We start from the raw sequence: 24,571 nt of genomic DNA, 5'->3' as shown, positions 1-24,571 counted from the left end.
CACCACCGCTCGACCCACTGACAGATGTACTGAAGGAGGACCTCGTGGAGGTCAAGATCGGCGTCCAGAACGCCGCCCGCGAGCTGCACATCGACACCGACGAGTCCGGGGAGGCCGTCGAGAAGCAGATCGCCGACGCCCTGGCGTCCGGCGGCGTGCTGACGCTCACCGACAACAAGGGCCGCAAGGTGGTCGTGCCGGTCGAGAAGCTCGCCTACGTGGAGATCGGGCACGGCACGCTGGGCCAGGTCGGCTTCCGGAGCTAGCTGGCCAGCCCGAGCTCGCTCATCCGCTCGGTGTGCCGCTCGGTGATCCGGGTGAACATCCGGCCGATCGCGGCGAGGTCGATGCCGGGCCGGTCGACGCCGCCCGCGAGCAGCGCGGAGAGCGGCTCGCGGTCCACGATCACGCGCTGCGCCTGGGTGAGCGCCTCCCCCATCAGCCGCCGGCCCCACAGCGCGAGCCGGCCACCGAGCCGCGGGTCGGCGGCGATCGCCGAGCGCACCCGGTCGACCGCGAACGCCGCGTGCCCGGAGTCCTCCAGCGAGGCGAGGACCAGGTCGCGGGTGTCCGTGTCGAGGTACGCCGCGATCTCGCGGTAGAAGTCGTTCGCGAGCCCGTCCCCGACGTACGCCTTGACCAGCCCCTCGTACCAGTCGTCCGGCGCGGTGTACTCGTGGAAGCGGTCGATCGGCCCCTGGAACGGCGCCATCGCCGCGAACGGGTCCGCGCCGAGCTCGGTGAGCCGCTCGTTGAGCCGCGCCACGTGCCCGAACTCCGCGGTCGCCATCGACGCGATCGCGACCTTGTCCTGCAGGGTCGGCGCCAGCTTGGCGTCCTCGGCCAGCCGCTCGAACGCGGAGATCTCGCCGTACGCGATCGCGCCCAGCAGGTCCACGATCGCCTCTCGGTACTGCGGGTCCTCGAACGCGACGGGCGTGGATGCGGTCACGTGCGCACCCTACCGATAGACTGCCTGCGTTCGAGGTCCCGCCCAACCCGGGCAGACCCGCGTATGTGCGCGGCAGACGGTTCCGAAGATTCGTGGACGAGTCAGCCGCAATCCGACGGCAGTGACTCAAGAAAGCGACAGAACCCTGACCACGTTCCGAGAGCTCGGGGTGCTCCCCGAGATTTGTGACGCGCTCGAGCGCGCCGGCATCACCACCCCGTTCGCCATCCAGGAGATGACCCTCTCCGTCGCGCTGCTGGGCACCGACCTGATCGGCCAGGCCCGCACCGGCACCGGCAAGACGCTGGCGTTCGGCATCCCCGTCATGCAGCGCAGCGTCGCCCCCAAGGACCCGGCCTACGCCGACATGCCGCAGGGCAAGCCGCAGGCGCTGATCGTGGCCCCGACCCGTGAGCTCGCGCTCCAGGTCTCCAACGACCTCCACCTCGCCAGCAAGGACCTCGGCCTCCGGGTCCTCACCGTGTACGGCGGGGTCGGCTACGACACCCAGCTCGACGCGCTGAAGAGCGGCGTCGACATCGTCGTGGGCACTCCCGGCCGCCTGATCGACCTGGCCAACCGCCGTGCCCTCGACCTCTCCCACGTGCACGCGCTCGTGCTCGACGAGGCCGACGAGATGCTGGACCTCGGCTTCCTGCCGGACGTCGAGCGGATCCTGCGGATGACGCCGGAGACCCGCCAGACGATGCTGTTCTCGGCCACGATGCCGTCCGCGATCGTCTCGCTGGCCCGCATCCACATGCGCCACCCGATGAACATCCGGGCGGAGTCGTCGTACGAGAACGCCACCGTGCCCGCGACCGCGCAGTTCATCTACCAGGTCCACGACCTCGACAAGCCGGAGATCATCGGCCGGCTGCTCCAGGCCGAGGACGCCGACAAGTTCATCGTGTTCACCCGCACCAAGCGCCAGGCGCAGCGGGTGGCCGACGACCTCGCCGAGCGCGGCTTCAGCACGAGCCCGCTGCACGGCGACATGGCGCAGGTCGCGCGCGAGAAGGCGCTGACCCGGTTCCGCGAGGACAAGCTCCGCGTCCTGGTCGCCACCGACGTCGCCGCCCGCGGCATCGACGTCGCCGGCGTCTCGCACGTCATCAACTACAGCTGCCCCGAGGACGACAAGACCTACGTCCACCGGATCGGACGCACCGGCCGCGCCGGCGCGACGGGCACCGCGATCACCTTCGTCGACTGGGCGGACCTGCACCGCTGGAAGATGATCAACAAGACGCTGGACCTGCCGTTCGACGAGCCGCTCGAGACGTACTCGACCTCCGAGCACCTGTTCCACGACCAGGGCATCGCCCCGGGCACCCGTGGCCGGATCGTCGACGCGAAGCCGGCGGAGAAGCGCGAGCCCCGCGAGGACCGCGCCCCCCGCGAGCGGAACGCGAACCGCAACCGGAGCCGCACCCGCACGCGTAGTGGCGAGACGGTCACGGCGGACGAGGGCGGCGAGCAGCAGGCCCCGTCCGGGGACGGCGCGAGCCCGAGCAGCAACCGGAACCGCAACCGGCGGCGCCGCCGCTCCAGCGGCAGCAAGCCCGCGGCCGCCGAGTAGCCGAGTCGGCCGTCGCTCAGGCGACGACGACGACGGTCGTGCCGATCGGCGCGAAGGCCCACAGGGCCTTCGCGTCGGACTCCTGCTGACGGATGCACCCGTGCGACTGCGGCGTGCCGAGCTGGGCCTGCGTCTGGACCGGCTTCCCGTCGTCGATCGGGATGTCGTGGAAGCCGATCGCGGCACCGGTGTCGCCCTGGGTGAACCGCACGAACCAGCGCATCGTGCCGGAGTCGTCGATCCCCCACGCCTGCTCGGACCTCGAGTACACCGAGTAGGTGCCGGGGTCGAGGTTGTCGGTCAGGCTGCCGGACACCAGGTAGGTGCGCTCGACGTGCTTCGCCTTGCTGACCAGCCACACGCGCTGCCGGCTCTGGCTGAACACGACCCGCTTCGCGGTGCCGGTCCCGGCCGGCAGCGCAACGTCCAGGGTCGGGTCCCCAGCGGCGTCCGTGGGGCTGTCGGTGGGGCTGTCGGTGCTGCTGTCGACGCTGGTCCGGGCACTGCTGGACGGGGTGGGCTCGACGCCGGGCTCGGGCGCGCCCGTGGTGTCGGCGACCGAGGCCGCCACGGCCGGCTGGCCGCCGTTGCCGCCCGTGGGAGCGGGGAGCACCCCGGTGCCGCCGAGCACCGCGACCAGGGTGACCGCCAGCGACGACCCGAGGGCCGCCATCCGGCCGTAGCGGGGCCGCACCGGTGCGCCGCGGTGCCGGCTCACCGCTTCGACCTCGCGACGAGGTTCTCGGCCACCTCGCGGTAGGCCTTGGCTCCCTTGCTGCTGCGGCTGGTCGAGAGGATCGAGCGGCCGGCTGCCGGCGCCTCGGCGAACTTGATGGTCTTCGGGATCGGCGGCTCGATCACCTCGAGGTCGTAGGTCTCCGAGATCGTCTCGAGCACGGTGCGCGCGTGGTTGGTCCGCCCGTCGTACAGCGTGGGCAGCACGCCCCACACCTCCAGGCCGCGGTTGGTGAACCGGCGTACGTCGTGGACGGTGTCGAGCAGCTGGCCGACGCCCCGGTGCGAGAGCGTCTCGCACTGGAGCGGGATCAGCACCCCGTCGGCCGCCGTGAGCGCGGCGACGGTGAGGACGCCGAGCGACGGCGGGCAGTCGAGCAGCACCCAGTCGTACTCGACGTCGGCCTCCTCGAGCGCCTCGATCATCGACTTCAGCACGTGCTCGCGGCCGGTGCGGGTCAACAGCTCCGCCTCGGCGCGGGCCAGCTCGATCGTCGCCGGCACCAGGTCGACGCCGTCCTCGGTCTCGATCAGGACCTCGGTCGGGTCCAGCCCCTTGGTGAGCACGTGGTGGACCGACAGCTCGAGGTCCTCGGGGTCGATGCCGAGGGAGAAGGTGAGGCACGCCTGCGGGTCGAGGTCGACCAGCAGCACCGACTGGCCGAGCTCGGCGAGCGCGGCACCCAGGGAGGCGACGGTCGTCGTCTTGGCGACCCCGCCCTTCTGGTTCGCGATCGCGAGCGTCGTGGTCACGCGGCCCATCATGCCCGACCACCCTGCCCGGATCGCGCAGCGACCTGTTTGACTTCGCTCATGTCTGTCGCGCTCGTCACCGGCCCCACCGCGGGCATCGGCCGTTCCTTCGCCCACCAGCTCGCCGAGCAGGGCTACGACCTGGTCCTCGTCGCCCGCGACAAGGAGCGCCTTGAGGCCGAGGCGGCCGAGCTGCGGACGGCGTACGGCGTCGCGGTGGAGGTGCTCCCCGCCGACCTGGTCGACCGCGCCGAGCTCGCCACCGTCGCGGCGCGGCTGTCCGACCCGGCCCGGCCGGTCGACCTGCTGGTCAACAACGCCGGGTTCGGGTTGAAGAAGCGCTTCCTCGACAACACCGTCGACGAGGAGCAGGCGATGCTCGACGTGCTGGTGACCGCGGTGATGCGGCTCAGCCACGCCGCCCTGGGCGCGATGTCCGAGCGCGGCAGCGGCGGCATCATCAACGTCTCGAGCGTGGCGGCGTTCCTGCCGCGCGGCTCCTACTCGGCGGCCAAGGCCTACGTGAACAGCTTCTCGGAGTGGGCGTCGCGCGAGTACGCCCCACGTGGCGTGACCGTCACCTGTCTGTGCCCGGGCTTCACGAAGACCGAGTTCCACGAGCGCATGCAGGTCGGACGCGGCTCGGCGCCCGACTTCATGTGGCTGGACGCCGACGAGCTCGTCCGCACCGCGCTCAAGGACCATGCCAGGGGCAAGGTGTTCTCGATCCCGAGCCCGCAGTACAAGGCGATCTCGACCGCCGCCCGGCTCATCCCCGGCGGCGTGCTCCAGAGGTTCCAGGGCCTCGGGCGGAAGTGACGCTCACCTGAGGTCGAGCAACCGCGCGTACTCCTCCGGATCGGTGGTGTTGCAGCCGAGGTCGTGGTCGGCCTTGCCGGCGCCGTGGTAGTCGCTCGAGCCCGTGGCGACCAGGTCGAGGTTGCGGGCGATCGACCGCAGCCGGCCGCGGGCCCTCTCGTCATGGTCCTGGTGGTCGACCTCGATGCCGGCCAGGCCGAGGCCACGGAGCTCGGCGAACGTCGCCTCGTCCGGACGCCCCAGGCCGCCGCGGCCCCACGGGTGCGCGACCACGGTGACGCCACCGGACTGCCGCACCAGGGCGAGCGCGGTCTCGAGCGGGACGGCGTAGCGGTCCACGTGCGCCGGCCTCCCCCAGCCCAGGTAGCGGTCGAAGGCGGCGGTCCGGTCGGGCACGACGCCCAACGTGACCAGCGCGTCCGCCACGTGCGGGCGGCCGGACGCGACGGCGCCGTGCGAGGCGTGGCGTACGTCGTCCTCGGTGATCGCGATGCCGAGGGCGTTGAGCCGCTCGATCATGACCGGCACCCGCGAGGCTCGGCCGCGCAGCACCTTGGCCAGCTCGGCGTCGAGCGGTGCGTAGCCGGGGTCGGGCCAGTAGGCCAGGAGGTGCACGCCGCGCCCGTGGTGGCGGGTGCTGATCTCCATCCCCGGGACCACCGTCAGGCCGGTCTCCTCGGCCGCCTTGGTCGCCTCGTCCCAGCCGTCCGACGTGTCGTGGTCGGTGAGGGCGATGACGTCGAGCCCGGCGTCGACGGCCGCCCGGACGAGGCCCGCAGGCGTGTCCGTCCCGTCGCTGGCGCGGGAGTGCGTGTGGAGGTCGATGCGCACCGGTGCAGCCTAGTGACCGTCACCAGACCGGCCGCGGGCCCCCGAAGGGGATCTCCAGCAGCTGCGGGCCGAGACGGGAGACGTCGCGCAGGATCCACTCGTCGCGGAGCAGCAGCAGCGCGGACGCCGGCCGCAGCACCAGCCACAGCCAGCGGCCGCCGGCCTCACCGGCCAGCACGGAGCGGTCGAACTCGCCGTCCGCGGTGCTCGTCGAGATGTCCCAGAGGCTGACCGGCTGGCTCCCGATCCGCACCCGCGCGGTCGGCGTCCGGTAGCTGATCTCGGCGCCGGGGTCGTCGTACCGGGTGCCGGCGCAGCGGCCGCCCAGGCCGGTCCCGGGCTCCTCGGCGATCACCATCACGTCGACGGGACCGTCCAGCTCGCTCGTCCCGGACGCGCACGTCAGCGTCGCCCGCGCCCGCTCGACGCCGTCGCCGACCGACGCGAAGTCCGTGACGCTCCACCCCGGGCCCATCGGCCATGGCAGGTACGTCGGGAACTGCGGGGTCGCCGCGAGGTGCTCCGCGAACGCGTCGTACGACGGCTCCTCCGGGCGCCACAGCGGCGCCAGCCCCCCGTGGTCGGGGCACGGCACCGGGGCCGGGCACCGCACGCAGCTCGCCGCCAGCGACATGGGCTTACGGTGCGGAATCCGACCGCGGTGAGTCAAGGGGCGGGGTGTCAGCCGACAGGTCCTGGGCTGGGTCAAGGCGATGCTCAGGATGATGTCGGTGGACAGCACGGCAAGCCCCAGCCAGGGCTGGACGTACGACAGGGCGAATCCGAGCGCCGCGGGACCTGCGGCCAGCAGCACCGCCCGTTGCCATGGCGCGTGTCTGACAGGTGCGGGGACCCCGGCACCAGCCCGTTAAGGTCCCCGGGTGACTCGTTCCGACCTCGTTCCGGGGTGCTTCCCGTGCGACCAGCATGCTCAGCTGCCCGACCTGCCGCCCCGTGAGGACGTGGTCCACACCGAGCACTGGCGCGTGGCGCACGCGTTCGACAGCAGCCTCGCGGGATGGCTGGTGGTGCTGCCGACGCGCCACGTCACGTCGTTCACCGAGTTGACGGAGGAAGCTGCCGCCGAGCTCGGCGGGCTCGTGCGGCGCCTGGGCCTCGCGCTCGAGAGGGTGACCGGGTGCGCGAAGACGTACCTCATGCAGTTCTCCGAGGCGGAGGGGTTCTCGCACCTGCACCTGCACGTGGTGCCGCGGATGGCCGATCAGCCCGAGACCGCACGCGGACCGAGAGTGTTCGCCTATCTCGGCGCCGACCAGGAGCAGCGGGTCTCGGACACGGATCGCGACGGCATCGCGCTGCGGCTCCGGGACGCACTCCTGTAGGCGCGGCGAGGCCGCACGCCAGGTCGATGTCGTGGTCCCCGGCCACGGCGCCGTCGCCACGGGTCCCGACGTGGCGGCCCGCTTCGCCGCCGATCGTGCCTACATCGACGCACTGCGGCACGGACAGACCCGGTCGACGCGCGCATGGAGCACGACCGGGTCGCCGGGCTCCCCAGTCGGACCTGGAGCGGGCCCGCGACCCGAGCAGATGAGCTCGTTGTCGTCGCGTCACCGGCGGCACCGTCGAACGATGATGCGGACATGACGGTGACCCCGCCGGCCCTGGTCGGCGGGGTGGGGGTCAGCCGATATGTCGGTGGCCGAGGGGGCTGGTCCAGACGAACCCGGTGCCGGGGGCGTGGTGGTAGGTCCAGTCGGTGAAGGTCTTGAGCCGGTGGTGTCCTCGGCACAGGGGCGCGAGGTTCGAGGTGGTGGTCGCACCGAGCGGCCATTCGGTGATGTGGTCGGTGTCGGCGTGCTGTCCCTGGCGCCAGGAGGGCCGGTGGCAGAGCGGGAAAGGGCACTGGGGGTGGCGCAGCCGGACCTGCTCCCTCATCACCGGCGTGGGCCGGTAGGAGTCGGTGGAGAGTTCCTCGTCGAGGTCGATCACCGGCCGGATCGTGACCGTGGTGCCGGCCGCCTGGCACCAGTCCCGGAGGTGCTCGGGGGTGATGGTCGAGCGGGTGTTGTCGAGGTCGACCATGGCCTGGCCGGGGCGGGTGTGGGCGTAGATCACCACCTCGCACTGGGCCACCGGGGCGTCGGTGTTCTCGGGCCGGTTGCCGAGCATGCCCAGGACCATCGAGCGGCGGACCTGGAGCGCGATGGCGTGGTCGAGCTTGTCGGCCTCGGAGGCCACGTAGGCCTCGAAGGAGACCGCGTCCGCGACGTCGAGCAGCCCGGAGATCGGCACCAGCCCGTCGTGGGTCATGAACCCCAGGTGCGTCTTCACGTGCCGCTGCTCGGCGGCGGCGAGGCGGCGGCGTTCGGTCTCGGCGGGGTCGAACTCGGCGCGGGCCTTCTCGACCTGCCGGTCGATCTCGGCGAACGTGCACCGGTGGGCCACGAAGTACAGCGCCCGGTCCACGAACCCGGCCCCCTCGGCGGGCAGGGAGTGGGTGGCCTGGGCGATCTTGCGGGCCTTCCACACCGGCAGCCGGCCGTCCAGGACACGGGTCCAGGTCCGCGGGAGCCGGTAGGCCAGCTCGACCGCGTCCCCGAGGTAGCTGCGGCCCGCATCGGTGGACAGCCCGACCGCGAGCGCGAACTCCGCCACCGCGCCCTCATCGACCGTGGGGGCGCCCTCCCCAGCGATCTGCAGGTCCCGCATCGACCAGTCCACGCTCTCCTCGACCCCGTCCCCGACCTCGTCCCCGGGATGCAGCAGCACCCACTCGACGGCGAGCTGGAGCTTGTCGACCTCCGCTCGCATCGCCGCGGCGTGGCGGTCGCGGGCAGCGTCGATCACCTGCGCTTCGCGGGAGATCGTGGTGGCTGCCATGACCCCTACTCAAGCACTGGCCACCGACATCGAGAGCCCCGGAATCCCTTTGTCCACAAGGGATCTGGGCGTTTCAAGGTAAAGCTTTTCGGCAGGGCCGGGCCTCGAGGCTCGCTCCCGCTCGCACCTCAAGGACCGGGCGGGTCGCGGACCCCAGAGCCGGGAGCCGACAGCAACCCACCGCCCACGCTCCCCGTCGCTGCCATGTCGGCCGGAAACCACCAGCGACCCGCAGCCGACCGGCAGTCACCGGGGAAGGTGACGTCGAGGCTCGACGCCGACGCGCTTCACACGTCAACGCCGCGCCTCAGCTGTTCCAGCACAGCACCACCGGCGCCTCGTGCTCCCAGCCGAGGACCGAGACGGTGGCGGTGTCGAGGCGGAGGTGCTGTCCGAAGGCGACGGGCTGGCGCAGCCAGCGGGCGGCGAGCGCGCGCAACGCGTGGCCGTGGCCGAAGACCAGGGTGGGGCCGTCGGCCGCCAGGGCGCGGGACACGACCCGGTCGAGTCGGGTCGAGACGTCGGCGGCGGTCTCGCCGCCGGGGACCGGGTCGGTCCAGACCGTCCAGCCGGGGGCCTGCGAGCGGATGTCGGCGGTGGTCACGCCCTCGTAGTCGCCGTAGTCCCACTCGACCAGGTCGTCGTCGATCTCGGCGGACGGGAACCCGGCCAGCGCGGCGGTACGCCGGGCACGCTCGCGCGGGCTCGTCAGCACCTGTTCGAACGAGACCGACGCCAGGCGAGGCACCAGGGACCGCGCGACCTCCTCGCCCTCGGGCAGGAGCGGCAGGTCGGTCGTCGACGTGTGCCGACCCTGCGCGCTCCACTCGGTCTGTCCGTGCCGCACCAGCCAGAGCTCGTTCACGAGCCCCATTGAACAGTCAGTCGTCGGCGAGCACGACCACCCGGTCGCCGGCGAGGACACGGAAGGTCTCCGACTTCCCCGGGTTCACCCGGACCCCGAACGACGCGTCGCCGTCGGCGAGCGCCTCCGACTTGTAGCCGATCGCCGTCTCGTTGCGCCGCGCGGCGCCGGCGATGATCGTCGCGTAGGAGACCTCGGCGCCCGGCGCGACGTACCACTCGGCCGGGCGCAGGTAGATCTCGCTGCCCTCGTCACCGAGCAGCTGGTCGAACACCGCCTCCAGTCGGTGGTCCTCGGACAGCTGGGTGACCAGCAGGCTGACGATCTCGCCGCTGACGACGACGTCGTCGACGTGCGCGACCTGGGCGAGCACCCGGTTCCGGTCGTCGAGCATCTCGCTGACCACCGGGGTCGCGGCGTCGTCGTACCGTCCCAGGATGTCGCGCACGTGCAGGAGCGTGACCAGCGTGCGCGCGTCGGCCGCCTGCGGCTCGAGGTGGTCGGAGTAGCAGAGCACCAGCACCTGGTCGAGGTCCGGCCGGACGTACTGCTCGAGGGTGCCCCGGTCCGTCGTGGGGCCGGGCACGACCGTCACCAGGAGGTTCTCCAGGCGCGGGACGTCGCGCACGTCGAACGACGTGAGCACGGTCAGCGTCGATCCCACCGGCGCGTAGTGGTCGAGCTCGCGCAGCACGATCGGGGCGCGCTCGTTCCAGCCGATCAGCAGCGCCTGCGTCGGGTGGTCGTCGTGGCCGCTGCCGGTGCCCAGCCGACCGAGGTCGGGCCGCGCCGTCGAGTCCGGGTCGCCCCTGAGCACGGAGTCGTCCTCGGCGACCACGATGAGCGTGTGTCCGGCGATCACGGTCTCCGGTGGCGGGTTCAGCTTCGGTACGCCGTCCGCGATGACGCCGATCACCGTCGCCTCCTCGAAGGCGAGCTGGACCTCGGCGTACGTCGAGCCGTCGAGGCTGTGCTCCTCCAGGAAGTAGATCTCGTCGCCGCCGTAGTCGAACAGCTCGGTGTAGACGGCCGCGGCTCCGGACTGGCGCGAGGTCTGCACGACCAGCTTCGCCACGGTCTCCCGGATGTCGAGCAGCACCGTACGCTCGGCGCCGACCAGCCGGGCGGCCTCGAGGTTCGAGGGGTTGCGGATCTCGGCGACGATCCGTGGCCCGTCCGGTCCCGCGTGGGTGAGCGCCAGCAGGGTCTTGATGACCTCGCTGTCCGGGTCCTCGGAGTCCTCCGGCGCGAGCAGGATCACGGACCGCGCGGTGACGTGGCTGCTGAGCCGCAGGTCGTCGATGTCCATCGGCGAGCCGTTGCGGCAGACGACCCGCGTGCCACGGAGGTCGGCGACCTTCGCCCGGAGCTCGTCCTCCATCTCGACCTTGTCCCGGTCGGCGAGGATCACGATCACCGGCTTCCGGCGGCTCTCGTTGGCGATGGTGAGCTCGCGGACGATCGTGAAGATCGAGTCCGACCAGCCCAGGATCACCGTGTGGTCCTTCTCGAGCACGATCGAGCGGCCGCGGCGCAGGTCGGCGAGCTTGGTGTCGATGCCGGCGGCGATCACGCCGATCAGGGCGCTCACGATGAACAGCCCGGCGATGGTGAGCAGCAGCATCGTGAGCAGGAACCGCCACGGGCTGTCCGCGTCGCCCGCCACCGTGCCCGGGTCGAGAGCGTGGAACAGGGTCTGCACCATCTCGCGGAAGAAGCCGTCGCTGCCGCCCCGGCGCAGCCGCAGGGCGGTGACGACGACGGTGAACAGCAGGATCAGCACGAGAGTGGCCACCGAGAGCCACGCGATCAGCGCCGGCGTGCCTCGCGACATGCTGTTGTCGAAGCGGTAGCGCATCCGGTCGCCGAGGCTGGACCTCGGCTCCCTCACCGGACGCGCGCCGGCCGGGGCCGCGGCGCCCTTCGGCTGGGCCATCGCCTTCGCCGTCCGCTGCCGCAGCTGCTGGCCGGTCCGTGCCATCTCGTCTCCCCATCGGCTGAGTGCTCGGGAGATCGTCGCGCACCGGCGCGGGGCTGACACCGCTTTTGCGGCAACCCGTGCCACGATGCCGCCCATGGACATCACCCGGGCCCGCGTGGCCGTGGCCGCCGGCTTCCTCTCGCAGGGCCTGATCCTGCTGAGCCTGACCACGCGGCTGCCGGACTTCCAGGACAAGTGGGGGCTCTCGGACGTCACGCTGTCGGTGCTGCTGCTGATGATGATCCTGCTGGCCGGCGGCGGCTCGGTGACCGCGGAGGCGCTCGCGAAGCGCAAGGACAGCGCGCTGCTGCTGCGGGTCGGCCTGGTGACGGTCGCGATCGGCGTCCCCGTCCTCTGCACCGCCCAGGCGTCGGCGTTCTTCGTGGCCGGCCTCGCGGTCTACGGCTTCGGCCTGGGCATGGTCGACGCCTGCACCAACATGCAGGCGGTCGCGCTCGAGCACCGCTACGACCGGCCGATCCTGCCGTCCTTCCACGGTGCGTGGACGCTCGGCGGCGTGATCGGCGCCGCCGTCACCCTCGCCACCGCCGACCTGCCGCTCGAGGCGAGCGCCGCGCTCGCGGTCATCCCGCTGGTCGTCGCGTTCGGCCGGTTCCTCCCCCGGGACCACGGCCCCACCGAGCTCGCCACCCGGGTCGCCGTGCCGTGGCGCCCGATCCTGCTGGTGGGCACGGCGATGGTGCTCTTCTACATGGTCGACACGGCCGTGCAGACGTGGGGACCGCTGTTCGTGGACCACACCTTCACGACCCCTGAGCGGTACGTCGCCCTTCCGGCGCTCTGCTACCTGCTGGCCAGCGGCGCGGTGCGACTGGCCGGCGACCGGCTGGTGGCCCGGTTCGGTCCGGTGCCGGTGCTGCGGGTCGGGGCGGTCATCGGTGCGGCCGCGCTGGCGGTCGTGGTGTTCTCCCCCACCTGGCAGGTCGCGGTCCTCGGCTTCGCGATCCTCGGCGCCGGCGTCGCGGTCGTCGCGCCGCTCAGCTTCTCGGCCGCGGCGAAGATCGCCGGCGGCGAGGGCTTCGAGCCGGCGGTCCGGCAGGCCCGCGTGGACGCCGTGATCGCACGCTTCAACCAGTTCAACTACCTCGGCGCCATCCTCGGGTCGGTGATGACCGGCCTGGTCGGCAAGGACTCGCTGCGGATCGGCTTCGCGGTGCCGATGGTGCTGGTGCTCGGCATCGTCCCGCTGGCGCCTGCCTTCGTGCCGCGCATCGTCGCCGCGGTCGGTGCACCCCGGCCATCGGCTTCCTGAGCGCGAGCAGCAGGGAACCCGCTCATCCGGCGCGGGGCGCCTCGACCACCGACGCGCGCTACTCCGCCGCCGGCCCCGGCCAGAACTTGTCGGGCTGCGGCACCGGGCGGCCGGGCTGCTCGCCGCCACGGGCCTCGAGGTAGCTCTGCTTCGGCACCATCACCTTACGGCGGAAGATGCAGACGACCTTGCCGTCCTGGTTGTAGCCGATGGTCTCGACGTGGACGACGCCGCGGTCGTCCTTGGAGGTGCTCTCCCACTTGTCGAGCACGGTGGTCTCGCCGTACAGCGTGTCGCCGTGGAACGTCGGGGCGACGTGCCGCAGCGACTCGATCTCGAGGTTGGCGATCGCCTTGCCCGAGATGTCCGGGACGCTCATGCCGAGCAGGATCGAGTAGACGTAGTTGCCGACCACCACGTTCCTCCCGAACTGCGTGGTCTCCTCGGCGTAGTGGGTGTCGAGGTGCAGCGGGTGGTGGTTCATGGTGAGCAGGCAGAACAGGTGGTCGTCGTACTCGGTCACCGTCTTGCCGGGCCAGTGCCGGTAGGTCGCGCCGACCTCGAACTCCTCGTAGCTGCGTCCGAACTGCATGCGCCCACTCTGCCCGGCCGGCCCATGGGGCGCACCAGCCGGACGCGTGGGCTATCCCACAGTCAGCTGCCGCCGCCGCCCGCCTTGCGCCGGTGCATCTTCGGTCCCGCTCCCCCGGTCACCTCGGAGCCGTGCGCCTTCTCGCGCACCGGGCCGTCCTGGTGGACGCCCTTCTCCTTCTGGTTCTTCCGATCCAGCGCCTCGCGCATCTTGGCCTTCAGGTCGTCGTTCTGCTGCGAGTCGGTCATGGCCTCACCATCGCACGCGGCGCCGTCCGGACGCTACGGCCTCACGACGACGGCGAGGGCACGTTCGGCGACGGCGACCCGGTCGGTCTCGGGGTCGGCGACGTCGTCGGCGTGGGGGTGACCGTGGTGGTCGGTGCCGGCGAGGTGGTCGGGCAGTCCGTCGGCAGCACCGGCGGCAGCTCCGCCTCCGTGACGATCATCGGGTGGTCCGTCGACTTCCGGACCTTGGGCCCGCGGTTCGCGTGGTAGTTCGTGAACGTCGTCTCCGGGGAGCCGAAGATCCAGTCGATGTACGTCGGCCGCGTCGGTGAGCAGCCGCCGAGGCCGCCGTTCCCGGTGTTGACGCCGCCGTTCGCCGCGATCATGTCGGTGCCCGCCGTCATCCGGCAGAAGTAGATGTCCCGCTCGTTCATGTCCCCGGTGACGAACACCGGCAGCCCGGTGTCGGCGCGCAGCCGGTTCACCATCGCGATCTCGATGTCGGTGGCCTGCTTGCGCCACTTCGCGGCCGGGCCGCGGGCGTCGGCGGGGTTGTGGAACGACGACACGTAGACCTGCTGCCCCGTGGCGATGTTCTGGAGCAGCACGACCGGCATCCGCAGGATGGTGCCGTGGAAGTACGGGATCTTCTCCCAGCTGGCGCTGACCATCGACCACTGGTCGGAGCGCCACGCGACCGAGTTGCGCATGCCCTTGCGGCCCCAGGCCGTGCCGGGGTAGGTGTCCCAGCTGGTGCCCATCTCCTGCTCCCAGACCTGGTACTGCGGGAACTGGAACTCCTGGAGCCCGATCACCTCGACGCCCTCGGCATTGATCACCTGGGTCAGCCACTTCATCCGCTCCGGACCGGGCGCCCAGCCGTGCTTGTTGCCGCCGGACGCGGTGTGGTCCGCACCGAGGGCGTTCAGCGAGCTGATCGTGAGCTGGGTCGGGCCGGTCACCTCGCCGTCGGCGAGGCGGGCGGAGTCGTCGCCGGACCCGCCCATCCCGGAGATGCGCAGGGCACCGGCGCCGAGCACCATCCCGAGGAGCAGGGCGGCGACGACCGTGAGTCGCTGGCGGGAGCGAGCGTCGGACAGCATGGGTCCTCCTGAGAGATCAGGAGTACTCTAACGTCACTCCCGTCACAGAAGCCCCATTACGGCCGCGTCAGCCCTTCAGCTTGTAGTCCTTGAGCAGGCTGCGGCCGATGATCATCTTCTGGATGTCGGAGGTGCCCTCGCCGATCAGCATGAACGCCGCCTCGCGGTAGAGCCGCTCGATCTCGTACTCCTTGGAGTACCCGTAGCCGCCGTGGATCCGGAAGGAGTCCTGGACGACCTCGTTGCAGTACTCCGCGGCGAGCATCTTGGCCATGCCGGCCTCGACGTCGTTGCGCTCGCCCGTGTCCTTCTGGCGGGCGGCGCGGACCATCATCGCGTGCGCGGCCTCGACCTTGGTCGCCATCTCCGCCAGCCGGAACATGATCGCCTGGTGCTCGGCGATCGGCTTGCCGAACGTCTCCCGCTGCTGCGCGTAGGCGATGGCCAGCTCGAAGGCCCGCAGGCCGATGCCGCAGGCGCGGGCCGCGACGTTCACGCGGCCGACCTCGACGCCGTCCATCATCTGGTAGAAGCCCTTGCCCGGCTCGCCCCCCAGGAGCTGGGCCGCGGAGACCCGGTGGCCCTCGAAGACCGCCTCGGTGGTGTCGACGCCCTTGTAGCCCATCTTGTCGATCTTGCCGGGGATGGTCAGGCCCGGCGCGACCTCGCCGAAGCCGGTCTCCTTCTCCACCAGGAACGTCGACATGTTGCGGTACACCGAGTCCGCACCCTCGTCGGTGCGCACCAGCAGCGCGATCAGGTTCGACGAGCCGCCGTTGGTCAGCCACATCTTCTGGCCGTCGATGACGTAGTCGTCACCGTCCCTGACGGCCTTGGTCTTGATCGCCGCCACGTCCGAGCCCAGCCCCGGCTCCGACATCGAGAACGCGCCGCGGACCTCGCCCGCCGCCATCGCCGGCAGGTACTTCTTCTTCTGCTCCTCGGTGCCGTGCTGCATGATCATGTACGCCACGATGAAGTGGGTGTTGATCACGCCCGAGACGCTCATCCAGCCGCGGGCGATCTCCTCGACGCACAGCGCGTAGGTCAGCAGCGACTCGCCCAGGCCGTCGTACTCCTCGGGGATCATCAGCCCGAAGATGCCCAGCTCCTTGAGCCCGTCGACGATCTCCTGCGGGTACTCGTCGGCGTGCTCGAGCTCGGTCGCGACCGGGAGGATCTTCTCCTCCACGAACGTGCGCACCGCCTTGAGGATCTCGCGCTGGTCGTCGGTCAGTCCGTCGGTCTCGCACAGCCGGCCCATCGGCGTCCTTCCGTCGTGGCGTACAGGTGACTCGCCGGTAACTTACTTCCTCTTGCCGCCCCTGGCCCATGTGAGATCGCGCACCGCGTGAGCCAGGCCACGCACGGCGGCCTCGAGTTGCTGCTCGACCGGCACGTCGGAGGGCTGCACGCCGGGGACCGGGTACGACGTCAGCTCGGCCAGGTCGCCCACGACCGGGCAGCCGACCTCGCGCAGCGCCGCGATCTCCTTCTCCGAGCGCGCGTAGACCCACGCCTCGTCCAGGCCGAGCGTCGGCTCGTCGCGACGGTGCCGGGCCATCCCCTGCTTCGCGAGCACCCGCTTGACCCGGGAGTGGTAGGCGTTGCGCGACAGCGGGTCGTCGGCGAGCGCCTCGTTGAGGTCACGGAGCACCAGCGTCGAGGCGAGGCCGAGCGACGGGTTGGTGGTGACCTCGAGGCTGCACGAGGCGGGATCGATGCCCGCGACCCCGGCGTACCGGTCCCACAGCAGGTTGCTCGGCGCGCCCTTCGGCGGCGCGGTCACGAGCACGACGTTCTCGGTGCCGACCACGCCCGACCAGCGCCTGGCCCAGGTCGCGACGCCCTGCTGGCGCCAGAACGGGTTGCCCCGGCGCTCCTCGCGGACCGCCTCCAGGTAGTCCGGCCAGGTCGCCCGGCCGCCGTTCTGGACCGACTCCTGCCACATGCTCGGGATCTGGCGGGCCAGATCGCGGGCCGTGATGACGACGGTCAGCGGGGTGTCACCGAACGCCGCGACGACCTGCTCGATCTTGGCGGTCTTGCGGGCACCGAAGAACTCCACCGAGAACAGCGCCGTTCCCGGCCACTCCTCGATCTCGCGGACGATCCGCGCCCACGGCCCGTCGGCCGCGATCGGCTTCTGCTCCTCGCCGCCGCGCTCGATGACGTCCTGGGCGGCCTTGATCTGGTCACGCCACTTGCGACCGACGAAGCTAACCCCCTGCTCGCGCAGGGCGTCGCCGTTGTTCGACAGGACGTTCTGCAGGAACGTCGTGCCGGACTTCATCGTCCCGACGTGCAGGACCACGCGCTCGGCCACGCGTCAGTCGCCCTCCCAGAAGCGTCCCGAGTACGCCAGCCCCTCGGCGCCCGCGGACCGCTTCGCGGGCGTGGTCGGGCACACCGGCGGCGGCGGGTCGAAGCTCGGGCCGGGGCTGCCGCCGACCGGACGGGAGCGGTGGTCCCAGATGAAGTCGAAGTTCCGGTTCCACTGGGTGACCAGGTGGGAGCCCGTGGCCCGCAGGATGAGCTCGTCACCGACGAGCCCGGAGTGGGTGTAGTTGCTGGACCCGGTGAAGATGTCCGACGTGCTCGTGTTGCCGCCGTAGTGGCCGGAGATCGTCAGGTACTTCTGGTGGCTGTACATGTCGACCTCCTGCAGCTCGTCGCAGTCGGTGTTGTAGCTGTCGGTGTGCCGCGGCACGGTGCCTCGCGGCGTCTGCATGCCGATGACCCTCTTCATCTCCGCGCCGCCGAGCGCCCAGAGCACCTTGACGTCGCACCCCTGCGCGTAGAGGTTGCGGAGCCGGCGGGCGATGTAGGTGCCGCGCGCGCCGTTCCAGGCGTGCATCGAGACCCGGATCTTCGTCCTGCCGGCGGTCCCGGTCCCGTCGGTCGCCCCCTGGCACTGGACCGGGCGCAGGATCTGCATGACCGGGTCGTTCGCCTCGGTGGTGTGCGGGTGCGGCATCACCCACGTCTCGAACGCGCCGAGGTCGTCGTGCTCGTAGAGCGGCTTCGCGGTCCTGTCCTTCTTCAGCTCGCGGAACAGCGAGAAGAGTCGGTCGTAGAGCCGCGGGACGTCGTTCTTGATGAGCAGGTCGTTGAACTGGTGCTGGGTCGCGTTGCCGGTGAGGTTGGCCGATCCCGTCATCACGACGTCCCGGGCAGCACCGGTCTGCTCGAACAGGTAGATCTTGTCGTGCAGCACGCCCTGCTCGCTGCGGCAGCCGGTCTTGCAGGTGTAGTCCCAGCTCTTCTTGCCGCGGTTGGTGCCGAGGTCGTGCTTCAGCATCTTCATCGCGGTCGTGTACTGGTGGTCGTTGTGCAGGACCTGCACGTGGACGCCACGGTGGTGGGCGTTGATCAGCAGCTTCGCCATGTTCACGCGGTCGAAGGAGTACACCGCGATCCGGATGAAGGAGCCCTTGCGGGCGTGCCGGATCGCGTCCGCGATCTGCCGCTCGATCCGGAACTGCGACGCGGAGTCGCCCCAGGGATCGTTGAACCATCCACCGGTGGTCGGCTTCCAGGGCTTCGTCCCGCCGGTCCGCGTGGTCGTCCCGCCACCGCCACCAGCGTGCGCCGCCGGGATCGCCATCAACGGGGCCGCCAGCGCGATCACGCCGGCCGCCACGAGAAGCCTCGACCTCACACCCACATCCGAACCCTTCTCCCGTGTCCGGAAGGGACGTCGTGCCGGCACACCCGGGAACGCAGCCGCTCAGGCGGTGGGTGCTGTCCTCGCCGAACGACGCGCACGACGACGGGTCGTGCCCCCAGACAACTCGCGAACGTCGGCGAGCATAACAGCGACCAGGTCCCCGGCCGCATCGACGAGCTCGGAGTCGGTGACCGACGAGACGGGACGCTGGGCGGGCAGGTCGTCGGGCACCAGGAGGGACTCGACGTCGCCCACGACGTGGAAGCCCTTCCGGCGGATCATCCGAACCGCCCCCTCGCTGCGGCGGCGGCAGTCCGCGAGCAGGTCGTCGGTGAGCCCGAACCGCTCCCCCTGCTGCGCGACCAGGTGCTTCTCGGCGAGGTAGCCACGGATCCACCGGCCGCGGTCGGTGGGGTTCTCGAAGCCCTTCAGGTGCGCGTTCACCCGTCGCAGCAGCTCGACCTGGACGACGCCCAGGGACTGGTTCGCCGCCCGGTCCGGCAGCGGGTAGTCCGAGGCCAGGCCGACCACGCCGGCGAAGTTGCGCCAGTGCCGGTCCGGCGGCTCGCCCTTGCCGGGCATCGGCAGGACGTGGACCCGCTCCGGCGGCACGGTCCCGGTCCAGCGCTTGAGGACACCGTGCAGGTCCCAGGTGCGCCAGCTGAACTCCGAGCCGCGGCCCTTCCGGTGCGGGATGTCCTCGAGCGGCTCCGTGCCGCCGTTCTTGACCATCTCCTGCCAGCCGGCGGCGAGCATCCCGGCGGTGTGCCGGGCGGTCACGACCAGGTGCACCTCGGCCGGCGCGAGCTCGGCGACGGCCCGCTCGGCCTGCTCGCGAGACGCGCCGCAGAAGAACTCGTGGGTGACCAGGCCGGTGCCGTCGTACGCCGCCAGCTCGTCGCGGAGCCGGCCCCAGGCGCCCTTGGCGCGCGGGCCGCGCCGGTCGAGCTTCTTGCGGCCCTGGAGGTCGAGGGCTGCCCAGAGGTGCTCGCGGTGCCCGTCGCCGGGCAGCAGCACGCCGTCGCGGCGGACCAGGTCGCGGTTGTCCCACAGCACGCCCTGGAGGTACGTCGTGCCGGTCTTGGGCAGACCGATGTGGAGGTACACCCGCTCCGCCACGGGCGTCAGATGCTCCCTTGGTACTTCGCGAGCACCTCGCGCATGCCCGCCTCGTCACTCCGGGCGAGCGGGACGAGCAGGTCCGTCACCAGGTCGGTGAGCTCGGCCAGCCGCAGGTTCAGCTGGCGGCACTCCTGCACCTCGGCCTCGAGGGCCGCCACCCGCTTGCGGAGGTCGTGGGTCGCCGATGCCCTGAACCGCCCGGCCACGCCCAACGCCTTGTCCTTCACTCCCATGTCGCCACCATTCGGCAGATCTTGGTGGGCGAACCGCCAGAGCGGCCTGCCCTCGGAATCTTCACTGTCTCCCGCTCGACGATCCTGGCACCGACGGAGCGGAGCTCCCGCGCCACGATCGCCGGCCTGCGGATCTTCGCCCGCTCGCGGCGGGCGAGGACGCCGTCCCCGCGCTGCACGAGGAACTCGACGTACAGCCGGCCGCCGTCGTGCAACATCATCCGCGCCGCACGCCAGGCGTTCCTCCGGGCCCGCCGGTCGACGTTGTCGGCGAGGTGCCGGGCGAGCACGACCCGCGGGCCCGTCTCGGCGCCGACCAGCCCGCCGGTGGCGAGCGCGGACCGGGCCTCGAGGAAGTTGCAGGTGAGGAACCTCGCCGCGAGGTCCTCCACGCCCGCCTCCTCCTCCGCCGCCTCGAACGCCCGCCGCACGAAGTCCAGGCCCGTCGCCGGCGTACCTCGCCGGGCGAACCAGAGGACATCCGTGCCCGTGCCGCAGCCCAGGTCCACGACGGGGGTCGCGGGGTCCTCGCGCTGCGCGGCGTAGCGGGCCAGCTCCGACGGCTCCGCACCGGGGACCCGGCGCCTGGAGTAGAAGCGGTCCCACTGCGGCCGGCCGGTGCGGATGCCGCGGAACCAGCCGTCGAAGCGGCGGTGCGTGGACGCCGGGGTCGCGAAGTGGAAGGCCGGGTCGGGCACCCGCCAGCTCTTGCCGTACGTCGCTGCGAGGAACCGATCGGTGTCCGCCGGCACCGGGAACTCCCGGCCCTCCAGCGTCGCGCGGCCGAGGGGGGTCACCCACTCGCGCCGGAACGGCGTGCGGATCTCGCCCATCAGGTGCAGGAGGCCGTCGCGCATGAAGCCGCCGAACACGTCGAGGCCGCGCACGTGGCCGTCGCTCTCCACGACGTCGACCTTGAACGCCAGCGCGGAGTAGCGCGTGATCCGGTAGCCCGCCCCGACCAGGGCCCGCTGCACCCGGAACGACTCCCGGATCGCGTCGACCGGGTGCTCGTGCGCGCTGACGTACCCGAGGTCGGCGTCGCTGTCGTGGCCGATCAGCTTGCCGTTGCGGACCGCGCCGAGCAGCGTGCCGTAGGCCAGGAACGGCTCGAGGCCGGCGGCCTGCAGCCCGGCGAGCACGTGGTCGATCGCGTCGAGCAGCGGGCGGACGTTCTCCTCGCTGCGGTTGTCGAAGGTCTGCACCAGGCGCAGCGACTTGTCCAGGCTGAGCGGCTGGCCGTCCTTGTTCACCACCGCGATCCGGCCGGCGCCCCCTGCTGCACCGTCCTGGCCGAGGCGCACCTCGGCGTCGTGCACGACCTGACCGGTCTCGTGGACGGTCAGCGTGAGGCGGGTGGTGCCGTCGAGGAACTTGCGGATGGCGTGCGGCCACGGCACCAGGCGGGTGCCGTCGGGACGGCGGGTCCCGTCGCGGTGCAGCCAGAACGAGTAGATCCGGCGGTCGTCGAACGCGACGTCGAGCACGACCTCACGTCGCGAACGGGCGGCGATCCCCTCGGCCGTGACCGAGACGGAGGAGACGCGGGCTCGGCTGAACGGTCTCCTCATGGGGCGAGATCGTAACCGGGTCTATCCGTGGTCCCACATCCACAGGAACCGCTTCTCGTACGTCGTCGCCTCGGCCTGGTCGTCGATGCGCACGATCAGATCGTCGCGGTGGGTGGCCCGGGTGCTCCAGTTCTGTGAGCCGGTCCAGGCGCGCACGGTGGACGTCTCGCCGTCGTACCCGCCCGAGACGATCATCACCTTCTGGTGGGTGCGGATGCCCTGGTGGCCGCCCTTGCGCATCGCGACGTCGTGGTTCTCGAGGATCGACCGCACCGCGGCGCCCATGCCGGTGCCGTAGAACACCTTCGCGTCGCAGCCCTCACCGCGCAGCGCCGCGACCTTCCAGGCGATCGCCTTGCCGCGGTCCTCGTTCCACGCGTGGGTGCTGATGTAGACGCCGGTGTGGACGTCCCCGCCGTTCGTCGTCACCACGCACTGGACGTCGTCGAGCGCGGCGAGGATCGGGTCGGTGTCCGCGCGCAGGTCGACGGGCATGATTCGGATGTCGGTGTCGCTGACGGCCTTGTGGAGGTACGGCTTCGCGACCGGCTGGTCCGCCTTGAGCTGGCCGAACCAGTGGCCGTAGGCCCGGAAGTACGGCCGGTCGTCGACGCGGGTGTAGAGGTCGTTCCACTGGTCCTGGGCGTTGTGCTGGGTGAGGTTCACCGAGCCGACCATCGTGATCCACCTCGCGGTGCCGGCCCTGCTGAACGAGAAGTACTTCGCGTGCATCTGGCCCGCGTCCCCGCGGCAGCTGTTCTGGCAGATCCGCACGAACGACGGCGCGTTCGTGTCGGTGCCGATGGCCGAGCGCAGCCGCGCCATCGCCGGGTAGACGTTCTCCCCCGCGAACACCAGCTTCACGTTCACACCGCGGTCGTGGGCCGCGATCAGCGCGTCCGCGGTCGGCCCGTCCCCGAACGAGAAGACGGCCATCCGGATGGTCGACCCGGCCGGCGCGCTGTTCACCGTCCGGATCACCTGCTGGAGCAGCTTGCGCTGCTGGGTCGGCGTGCCGAGCGGGTTGTTGAAGTTGCCGCCCGCGGGCGGCACGTAGTGGCCGACCCGCTGGGTGGCCGGCCCGGCGTCCGCCGGCGCGGACAGGGCGAGGGCGCCGGCGACCAGGGCGGCGGAGACGACAGCGGTGCGGAGGAGTCCGAGAGTGCTCACGGGCACCTATTGTCACATCTGTCCCGTGGGTGACAACCCCCGCGCGGGTGCGACGCAGCCGTAACGCGGGGGTCAGCGGTCGCTGAGCGGCGGGATGGTCGCCGTGGTGACGACGAACGGGTGGTCGGTGGCGCGCTGCACGAGGCCGTTCCGCTCGGCGAGGTAGTCGCTGAACCGGATCACGCTGGAGCCGAAGATCCAGTCCACGCCCATGCCCGAGGGCGGCACGCAGCTCCCGCCGGACGCGACACCGCCGCTCGCGGAGACCATCGCCCCGGAGCCGGTGACCTTGCAGAAGACCTCGTCCCGCTCGTTGAAGTCCCCGGTGAGCACGACCGGGAAGTCCTGCGCGTGCAGCTGGTTGATCAGCGCGATCTCGCGGGCGGTCGCCGCGTCCCGCCAGCGCTCGTTGTTGCCCCAGCGGCCGGTGGTCGCCGGATTGTGCACGTTGATGAAGTACACGTCCTGGTCGGACTCGATGTTGTGCAGCCGCACGTACGGCATCTGGACGGTCTGGCCGTGGAAGTACGGGATCGGCACCGTCGCGCTCGAGACCAGCTCCCAGACGCTCGTGCGCCAGGCGATGGAGTTGCGCGGGTCGCCGGCGTTGCCCGGGAAGACCGCCCAGGCACCGGCGGTCCGTGCGAGGAACGTGCTGACCTGGGGACTCTCGAACTCCTGGAAGCCGATCACGTCCGCGTCGGACGCCTGGACGATCGAGGTCGCCCAGGACATCCGGGTCGGAGCCGGGGCCCAGCCCTTCTTGTTGCCGCCGGCCTTGGTGTGCGACGCGCCGAGCACGTTGAACGTGCCGATGCGGAACGTCGTGGGCTTCCGGGCCGCGACCTTCTGCGTCTTGCGGCGCAGCTCCTTGCCGACCTTCCCGACCCGCTGCGGCTTGACCGTCGGCGCCGCGTGGATGCGCTGCCCGGCGCTGACCGACTGCGTGGGCGCCCGGGTCGCGACCGCGACGTCCGCGGCGCTCGGGCCGGGGTCCTCGGCTCCGCCACCGGGCCGGAAGATCGCGAGCACGGCGATGACCAGCCCGAGCACGCCCACGACAGCGATCGTCGCGACCGCGGCGCCGGTCGTCTCGGCGGGGTCGGAGGGACCGACGTGCTTGGTCATGCGTCCCGATCCTCCCGTGTGCCCAGGTGGTCGTGAGCGTACCCGAGCCAGGGCGCGCTCAACCGCGCGACAGGAGGGTCTGGACCACCTGGGCGGGATCCTCGGCCGGCGTGGCGTCGTCCGGCCCCGGATCCTCCGGAGCACCGACCACCGGGGCGAGGTCCGCCGGGTCACCGTGCACCGGGTGCCCGGCCGCCCGCACCTCGTCCAGCCACCGCGCCGTCACCGCGCGCAGCAGGCCGCCCAGCTCGTACGGCGCGCGCGGCCGCGGACCCGGCCGCGCGGCGAGCTCGCCCTCGGCGTACCCCCGCTTCACGACGCGCAGGTACGTCGCCCGGTCGACCCGGTCGGCGAGCGCCGCGTTGACGGCGCGGAGCAGGGCCACCTCGGCGGTACCGAGTGACGGGTTGACCGGGGCCGTGCGTCCGTCGAGGACGTCGGGGTCGAAGCCGCACGCCTCCGCGAACCGCTGCCACAGCACCTCGGGCCCGGCGCCGGGCGCCGGCCCGACGGCGAGGTGCGCCCGGTCGGCCGGCACCGCCACCGACCACCGCCGCAGGCAGTCGGCGAAGTCCTGGGCGTGCCAGAAGTGCGGCCGGACGCCCCCGGCGTCCGGTCCCTCGTCGGGGCCGGTGTCGGCGCGCAGCTGGTCCCGCTCGAAGTCGGCGAACGACCAGGTTGCGCCGAGCTTCACCTCCTCCTGCCAGTGCGCGGTCGCCTGCCGGCCGAGGTCGCGAGCGGTGACGACCACGTGGACCTCGGCGCCGGCCAGCGGCGCGAGCGCGGTACGCACCTGCTCGGTCGTCGCGCCGGCCAGGACTTCATGGCTGATGACGGCGACGCCGTCGTACGCCAGCGCCCGGTCGCAGACCGCGGCCCACTTGCCGGCGACCTCGCCGGCGGTGAGGCCGAACTTCGCGTGACTGCCCCGCACCTCGACGGCGCCACGGAACATCGCGCCCGGCTCGACGAACGGGTAGAGGACGCCCGCGTCGCGCAGCCGGTCGCGGTGGTCGGCGAGCAGTCCCTGGAGGTACGTCGTGCCGGTCTTGGGCAGTCCGACGTGGAGCACGACGCGTGGCACGAAGGACATGGTGCCACCGGCCGGTAGCGTGTGCAG

At 71.6% G+C, this 24,571-nt stretch carries 25 protein-coding genes; 5 read left to right on the top strand and 20 right to left on the bottom strand.

What is annotated here, in order from left to right; translation table 11 throughout:
* Positions 1-44: 44 nt before the first annotated feature.
* Positions 45-266, top strand: coding sequence for a DUF3107 domain-containing protein (locus ACVW2K_RS10410; RefSeq protein WP_028637147.1), 222 nt, complete (start codon positions 45-47; stop codon positions 264-266).
* Here ACVW2K_RS10410 and ACVW2K_RS10405 read toward each other — a convergent pair.
* On the bottom strand, positions 263-952 hold the full coding sequence (locus ACVW2K_RS10405; RefSeq protein WP_028637148.1) for a ferritin-like fold-containing protein: 690 nt from the start codon (positions 950-952) through the stop codon (positions 263-265). The genes ACVW2K_RS10410 and ACVW2K_RS10405 overlap by 4 nt on opposite strands.
* Before the next feature lie 169 nt (positions 953-1,121).
* Here ACVW2K_RS10405 and ACVW2K_RS10400 point away from each other — a divergent pair, with 169 nt between their 5' ends.
* A complete protein-coding gene (locus ACVW2K_RS10400) occupies positions 1,122-2,534 on the top strand; it encodes a DEAD/DEAH box helicase (protein ID WP_457202450.1) in 1,413 nt (470 codons plus the stop codon).
* A gap of 16 nt (positions 2,535-2,550) precedes the next feature.
* Here the strand turns inward: ACVW2K_RS10400 and ACVW2K_RS10395 are convergent, their stop codons facing one another.
* Positions 2,551-3,252 carry a L,D-transpeptidase family protein gene (locus ACVW2K_RS10395; protein ID WP_457202449.1) on the bottom strand — a complete coding sequence of 234 codons (702 nt, stop codon included), beginning with the start codon at positions 3,250-3,252 and terminating at the stop codon, positions 2,551-2,553.
* Entirely contained in the window at positions 3,249-4,022 is a 774-nt protein-coding gene (locus tag ACVW2K_RS10390) for a ParA family protein (RefSeq protein ID WP_081790392.1), read from the bottom strand. The genes ACVW2K_RS10395 and ACVW2K_RS10390 overlap by 4 nt, the downstream gene beginning before the upstream one ends.
* Positions 4,023-4,082: 60 nt before the next feature.
* Here ACVW2K_RS10390 and ACVW2K_RS10385 point away from each other — a divergent pair, with 60 nt between their 5' ends.
* The gene (locus ACVW2K_RS10385) at positions 4,083-4,841 is read left to right on the top strand and encodes an SDR family NAD(P)-dependent oxidoreductase (RefSeq protein ID WP_457202448.1); all 759 of its coding nucleotides are present in this window, start codon (positions 4,083-4,085) and stop codon (positions 4,839-4,841) included.
* Between the two features lie 3 nt (positions 4,842-4,844).
* Here the strand turns inward: ACVW2K_RS10385 and ACVW2K_RS10380 are convergent, their stop codons facing one another.
* Both ACVW2K_RS10380 and ACVW2K_RS10375 read right to left on the bottom strand, forming a co-directional pair.
* Positions 4,845-5,672 (bottom strand): PHP domain-containing protein, encoded by an 828-nt coding sequence (locus ACVW2K_RS10380; protein WP_028637152.1) that lies wholly within the window; start codon positions 5,670-5,672, stop codon positions 4,845-4,847.
* A gap of 19 nt (positions 5,673-5,691) precedes the next feature.
* Positions 5,692-6,306 (bottom strand): DUF6758 family protein, encoded by a 615-nt coding sequence (locus ACVW2K_RS10375; RefSeq protein WP_457202447.1) that lies wholly within the window; start codon positions 6,304-6,306, stop codon positions 5,692-5,694.
* Positions 6,307-6,553: 247 nt separating this feature from the next.
* Between ACVW2K_RS10375 and ACVW2K_RS10370 the strand changes: the two genes are divergently transcribed.
* On the top strand, positions 6,554-7,015 hold the full coding sequence (locus ACVW2K_RS10370; RefSeq protein WP_457202446.1) for an HIT family protein: 462 nt from the start codon (positions 6,554-6,556) through the stop codon (positions 7,013-7,015).
* Positions 7,016-7,316: 301 nt separating this feature from the next.
* Here the strand turns inward: ACVW2K_RS10370 and ACVW2K_RS10365 are convergent, their stop codons facing one another.
* From ACVW2K_RS10365 to ACVW2K_RS10355, 3 genes are all read right to left on the bottom strand, one after another.
* On the bottom strand, positions 7,317-8,516 hold the full coding sequence (locus ACVW2K_RS10365; protein ID WP_457202445.1) for a DUF222 domain-containing protein: 1,200 nt from the start codon (positions 8,514-8,516) through the stop codon (positions 7,317-7,319).
* A gap of 307 nt (positions 8,517-8,823) precedes the next feature.
* On the bottom strand, positions 8,824-9,390 hold the full coding sequence (locus ACVW2K_RS10360) for a histidine phosphatase family protein (protein ID WP_155992033.1): 567 nt from the start codon (positions 9,388-9,390) through the stop codon (positions 8,824-8,826).
* A 7-nt stretch (positions 9,391-9,397) separates the two neighbouring features.
* Entirely contained in the window at positions 9,398-11,362 is a 1,965-nt protein-coding gene (locus tag ACVW2K_RS10355; RefSeq protein WP_457202444.1) for a CASTOR/POLLUX-related putative ion channel, read from the bottom strand.
* A gap of 94 nt (positions 11,363-11,456) precedes the next feature.
* Between ACVW2K_RS10355 and ACVW2K_RS10350 the strand changes: the two genes are divergently transcribed.
* Positions 11,457-12,635: an MFS transporter gene (locus ACVW2K_RS10350; RefSeq protein ID WP_457202443.1), complete on the top strand. Its 1,179-nt coding sequence runs from the start codon at positions 11,457-11,459 to the stop codon at positions 12,633-12,635.
* A 58-nt stretch (positions 12,636-12,693) separates the two neighbouring features.
* Here ACVW2K_RS10350 and ACVW2K_RS10345 read toward each other — a convergent pair whose 3' ends face one another.
* The 12 genes from ACVW2K_RS10345 to ACVW2K_RS10290 all read right to left on the bottom strand — a co-directional run bounded on the left by ACVW2K_RS10345 (position 12,694) and on the right by ACVW2K_RS10290 (position 24,535).
* Positions 12,694-13,227: a MaoC family dehydratase gene (locus ACVW2K_RS10345; protein WP_028637157.1), complete on the bottom strand. Its 534-nt coding sequence runs from the start codon at positions 13,225-13,227 to the stop codon at positions 12,694-12,696.
* 62 nt (positions 13,228-13,289) lie between these two features.
* Positions 13,290-13,475, bottom strand: a complete 186-nt coding sequence (locus ACVW2K_RS10340) for a DUF5302 domain-containing protein (RefSeq protein WP_028637158.1) — start codon at positions 13,473-13,475, stop codon at positions 13,290-13,292.
* Positions 13,476-13,516: 41 nt separating this feature from the next.
* Entirely contained in the window at positions 13,517-14,557 is a 1,041-nt protein-coding gene (locus tag ACVW2K_RS10335) for an endonuclease/exonuclease/phosphatase family protein (RefSeq protein ID WP_457202442.1), read from the bottom strand.
* A gap of 67 nt (positions 14,558-14,624) precedes the next feature.
* Complete coding sequence (locus tag ACVW2K_RS10330) at positions 14,625-15,821, bottom strand: acyl-CoA dehydrogenase family protein (protein ID WP_457202441.1); 1,197 nt, start codon at positions 15,819-15,821, stop codon at positions 14,625-14,627.
* A 42-nt stretch (positions 15,822-15,863) separates the two neighbouring features.
* A complete protein-coding gene (locus ACVW2K_RS10325) occupies positions 15,864-16,883 on the bottom strand; it encodes a hypothetical protein (RefSeq protein ID WP_457202440.1) in 1,020 nt (339 codons plus the stop codon).
* 3 nt (positions 16,884-16,886) lie between these two features.
* Positions 16,887-18,218: a phospholipase D-like domain-containing protein gene (locus ACVW2K_RS10320; RefSeq protein WP_457202439.1), complete on the bottom strand. Its 1,332-nt coding sequence runs from the start codon at positions 18,216-18,218 to the stop codon at positions 16,887-16,889.
* Between the two features lie 69 nt (positions 18,219-18,287).
* Complete coding sequence (locus ACVW2K_RS10315; RefSeq protein WP_457202438.1) at positions 18,288-19,346, bottom strand: hypothetical protein; 1,059 nt, start codon at positions 19,344-19,346, stop codon at positions 18,288-18,290.
* A gap of 5 nt (positions 19,347-19,351) precedes the next feature.
* The gene (locus ACVW2K_RS10310; RefSeq protein ID WP_457202437.1) at positions 19,352-19,582 is read right to left on the bottom strand and encodes a DUF6752 domain-containing protein; all 231 of its coding nucleotides are present in this window, start codon (positions 19,580-19,582) and stop codon (positions 19,352-19,354) included.
* On the bottom strand, positions 19,573-21,153 hold the full coding sequence (locus tag ACVW2K_RS10305) for a LicD family protein (RefSeq protein WP_457202436.1): 1,581 nt from the start codon (positions 21,151-21,153) through the stop codon (positions 19,573-19,575). The genes ACVW2K_RS10310 and ACVW2K_RS10305 overlap by 10 nt, the downstream gene beginning before the upstream one ends.
* Positions 21,154-21,174: 21 nt before the next feature.
* Positions 21,175-22,323 carry a phospholipase D-like domain-containing protein gene (locus ACVW2K_RS10300; protein ID WP_457202435.1) on the bottom strand — a complete coding sequence of 383 codons (1,149 nt, stop codon included), beginning with the start codon at positions 22,321-22,323 and terminating at the stop codon, positions 21,175-21,177.
* A gap of 72 nt (positions 22,324-22,395) precedes the next feature.
* Positions 22,396-23,451 (bottom strand): endonuclease/exonuclease/phosphatase family protein, encoded by a 1,056-nt coding sequence (locus ACVW2K_RS10295; RefSeq protein WP_457202434.1) that lies wholly within the window; start codon positions 23,449-23,451, stop codon positions 22,396-22,398.
* 58 nt (positions 23,452-23,509) lie between these two features.
* Positions 23,510-24,535 carry a hypothetical protein gene (locus ACVW2K_RS10290; protein WP_457202433.1) on the bottom strand — a complete coding sequence of 342 codons (1,026 nt, stop codon included), beginning with the start codon at positions 24,533-24,535 and terminating at the stop codon, positions 23,510-23,512.
* Positions 24,536-24,571 lie beyond the last annotated feature (36 nt).

Source organism: Nocardioides sp. HB32 (assembly GCF_054058995.1).
The sequence above is the reverse complement of the archived record's forward strand: the minus strand, read 5'-3'. Positions and strand labels throughout refer to the sequence as shown.

What these genes read in the sequence shown, in the direction of transcription:
- ACVW2K_RS10385 (WP_457202448.1), top strand. Translation starts at nt 4,083, where the DNA reads ATGTCTGTCGCGCTCGTCACCGGCCCCACCGCGGGCATCGGCCGTTCC.
- ACVW2K_RS10375 (WP_457202447.1), bottom strand. Translation starts at nt 6,306, where the DNA reads ATGTCGCTGGCGGCGAGCTGCGTGCGGTGCCCGGCCCCGGTGCCGTGC.
- ACVW2K_RS10365 (WP_457202445.1), bottom strand. Translation starts at nt 8,516, where the DNA reads ATGGCAGCCACCACGATCTCCCGCGAAGCGCAGGTGATCGACGCTGCC.
- ACVW2K_RS10360 (WP_155992033.1), bottom strand. Translation starts at nt 9,390, where the DNA reads ATGGGGCTCGTGAACGAGCTCTGGCTGGTGCGGCACGGACAGACCGAG.
- ACVW2K_RS10355 (WP_457202444.1), bottom strand. Translation starts at nt 11,362, where the DNA reads ATGGCACGGACCGGCCAGCAGCTGCGGCAGCGGACGGCGAAGGCGATG.
- ACVW2K_RS10350 (WP_457202443.1), top strand. Translation starts at nt 11,457, where the DNA reads ATGGACATCACCCGGGCCCGCGTGGCCGTGGCCGCCGGCTTCCTCTCG.
- ACVW2K_RS10345 (WP_028637157.1), bottom strand. Translation starts at nt 13,227, where the DNA reads ATGCAGTTCGGACGCAGCTACGAGGAGTTCGAGGTCGGCGCGACCTAC.
- ACVW2K_RS10340 (WP_028637158.1), bottom strand. Translation starts at nt 13,475, where the DNA reads ATGACCGACTCGCAGCAGAACGACGACCTGAAGGCCAAGATGCGCGAG.
- ACVW2K_RS10335 (WP_457202442.1), bottom strand. Translation starts at nt 14,557, where the DNA reads ATGCTGTCCGACGCTCGCTCCCGCCAGCGACTCACGGTCGTCGCCGCC.
- ACVW2K_RS10330 (WP_457202441.1), bottom strand. Translation starts at nt 15,821, where the DNA reads ATGGGCCGGCTGTGCGAGACCGACGGACTGACCGACGACCAGCGCGAG.
- ACVW2K_RS10310 (WP_457202437.1), bottom strand. Translation starts at nt 19,582, where the DNA reads ATGGGAGTGAAGGACAAGGCGTTGGGCGTGGCCGGGCGGTTCAGGGCA.
- ACVW2K_RS10305 (WP_457202436.1), bottom strand. Translation starts at nt 21,153, where the DNA reads ATGAGGAGACCGTTCAGCCGAGCCCGCGTCTCCTCCGTCTCGGTCACG.
- ACVW2K_RS10295 (WP_457202434.1), bottom strand. Translation starts at nt 23,451, where the DNA reads ATGACCAAGCACGTCGGTCCCTCCGACCCCGCCGAGACGACCGGCGCC.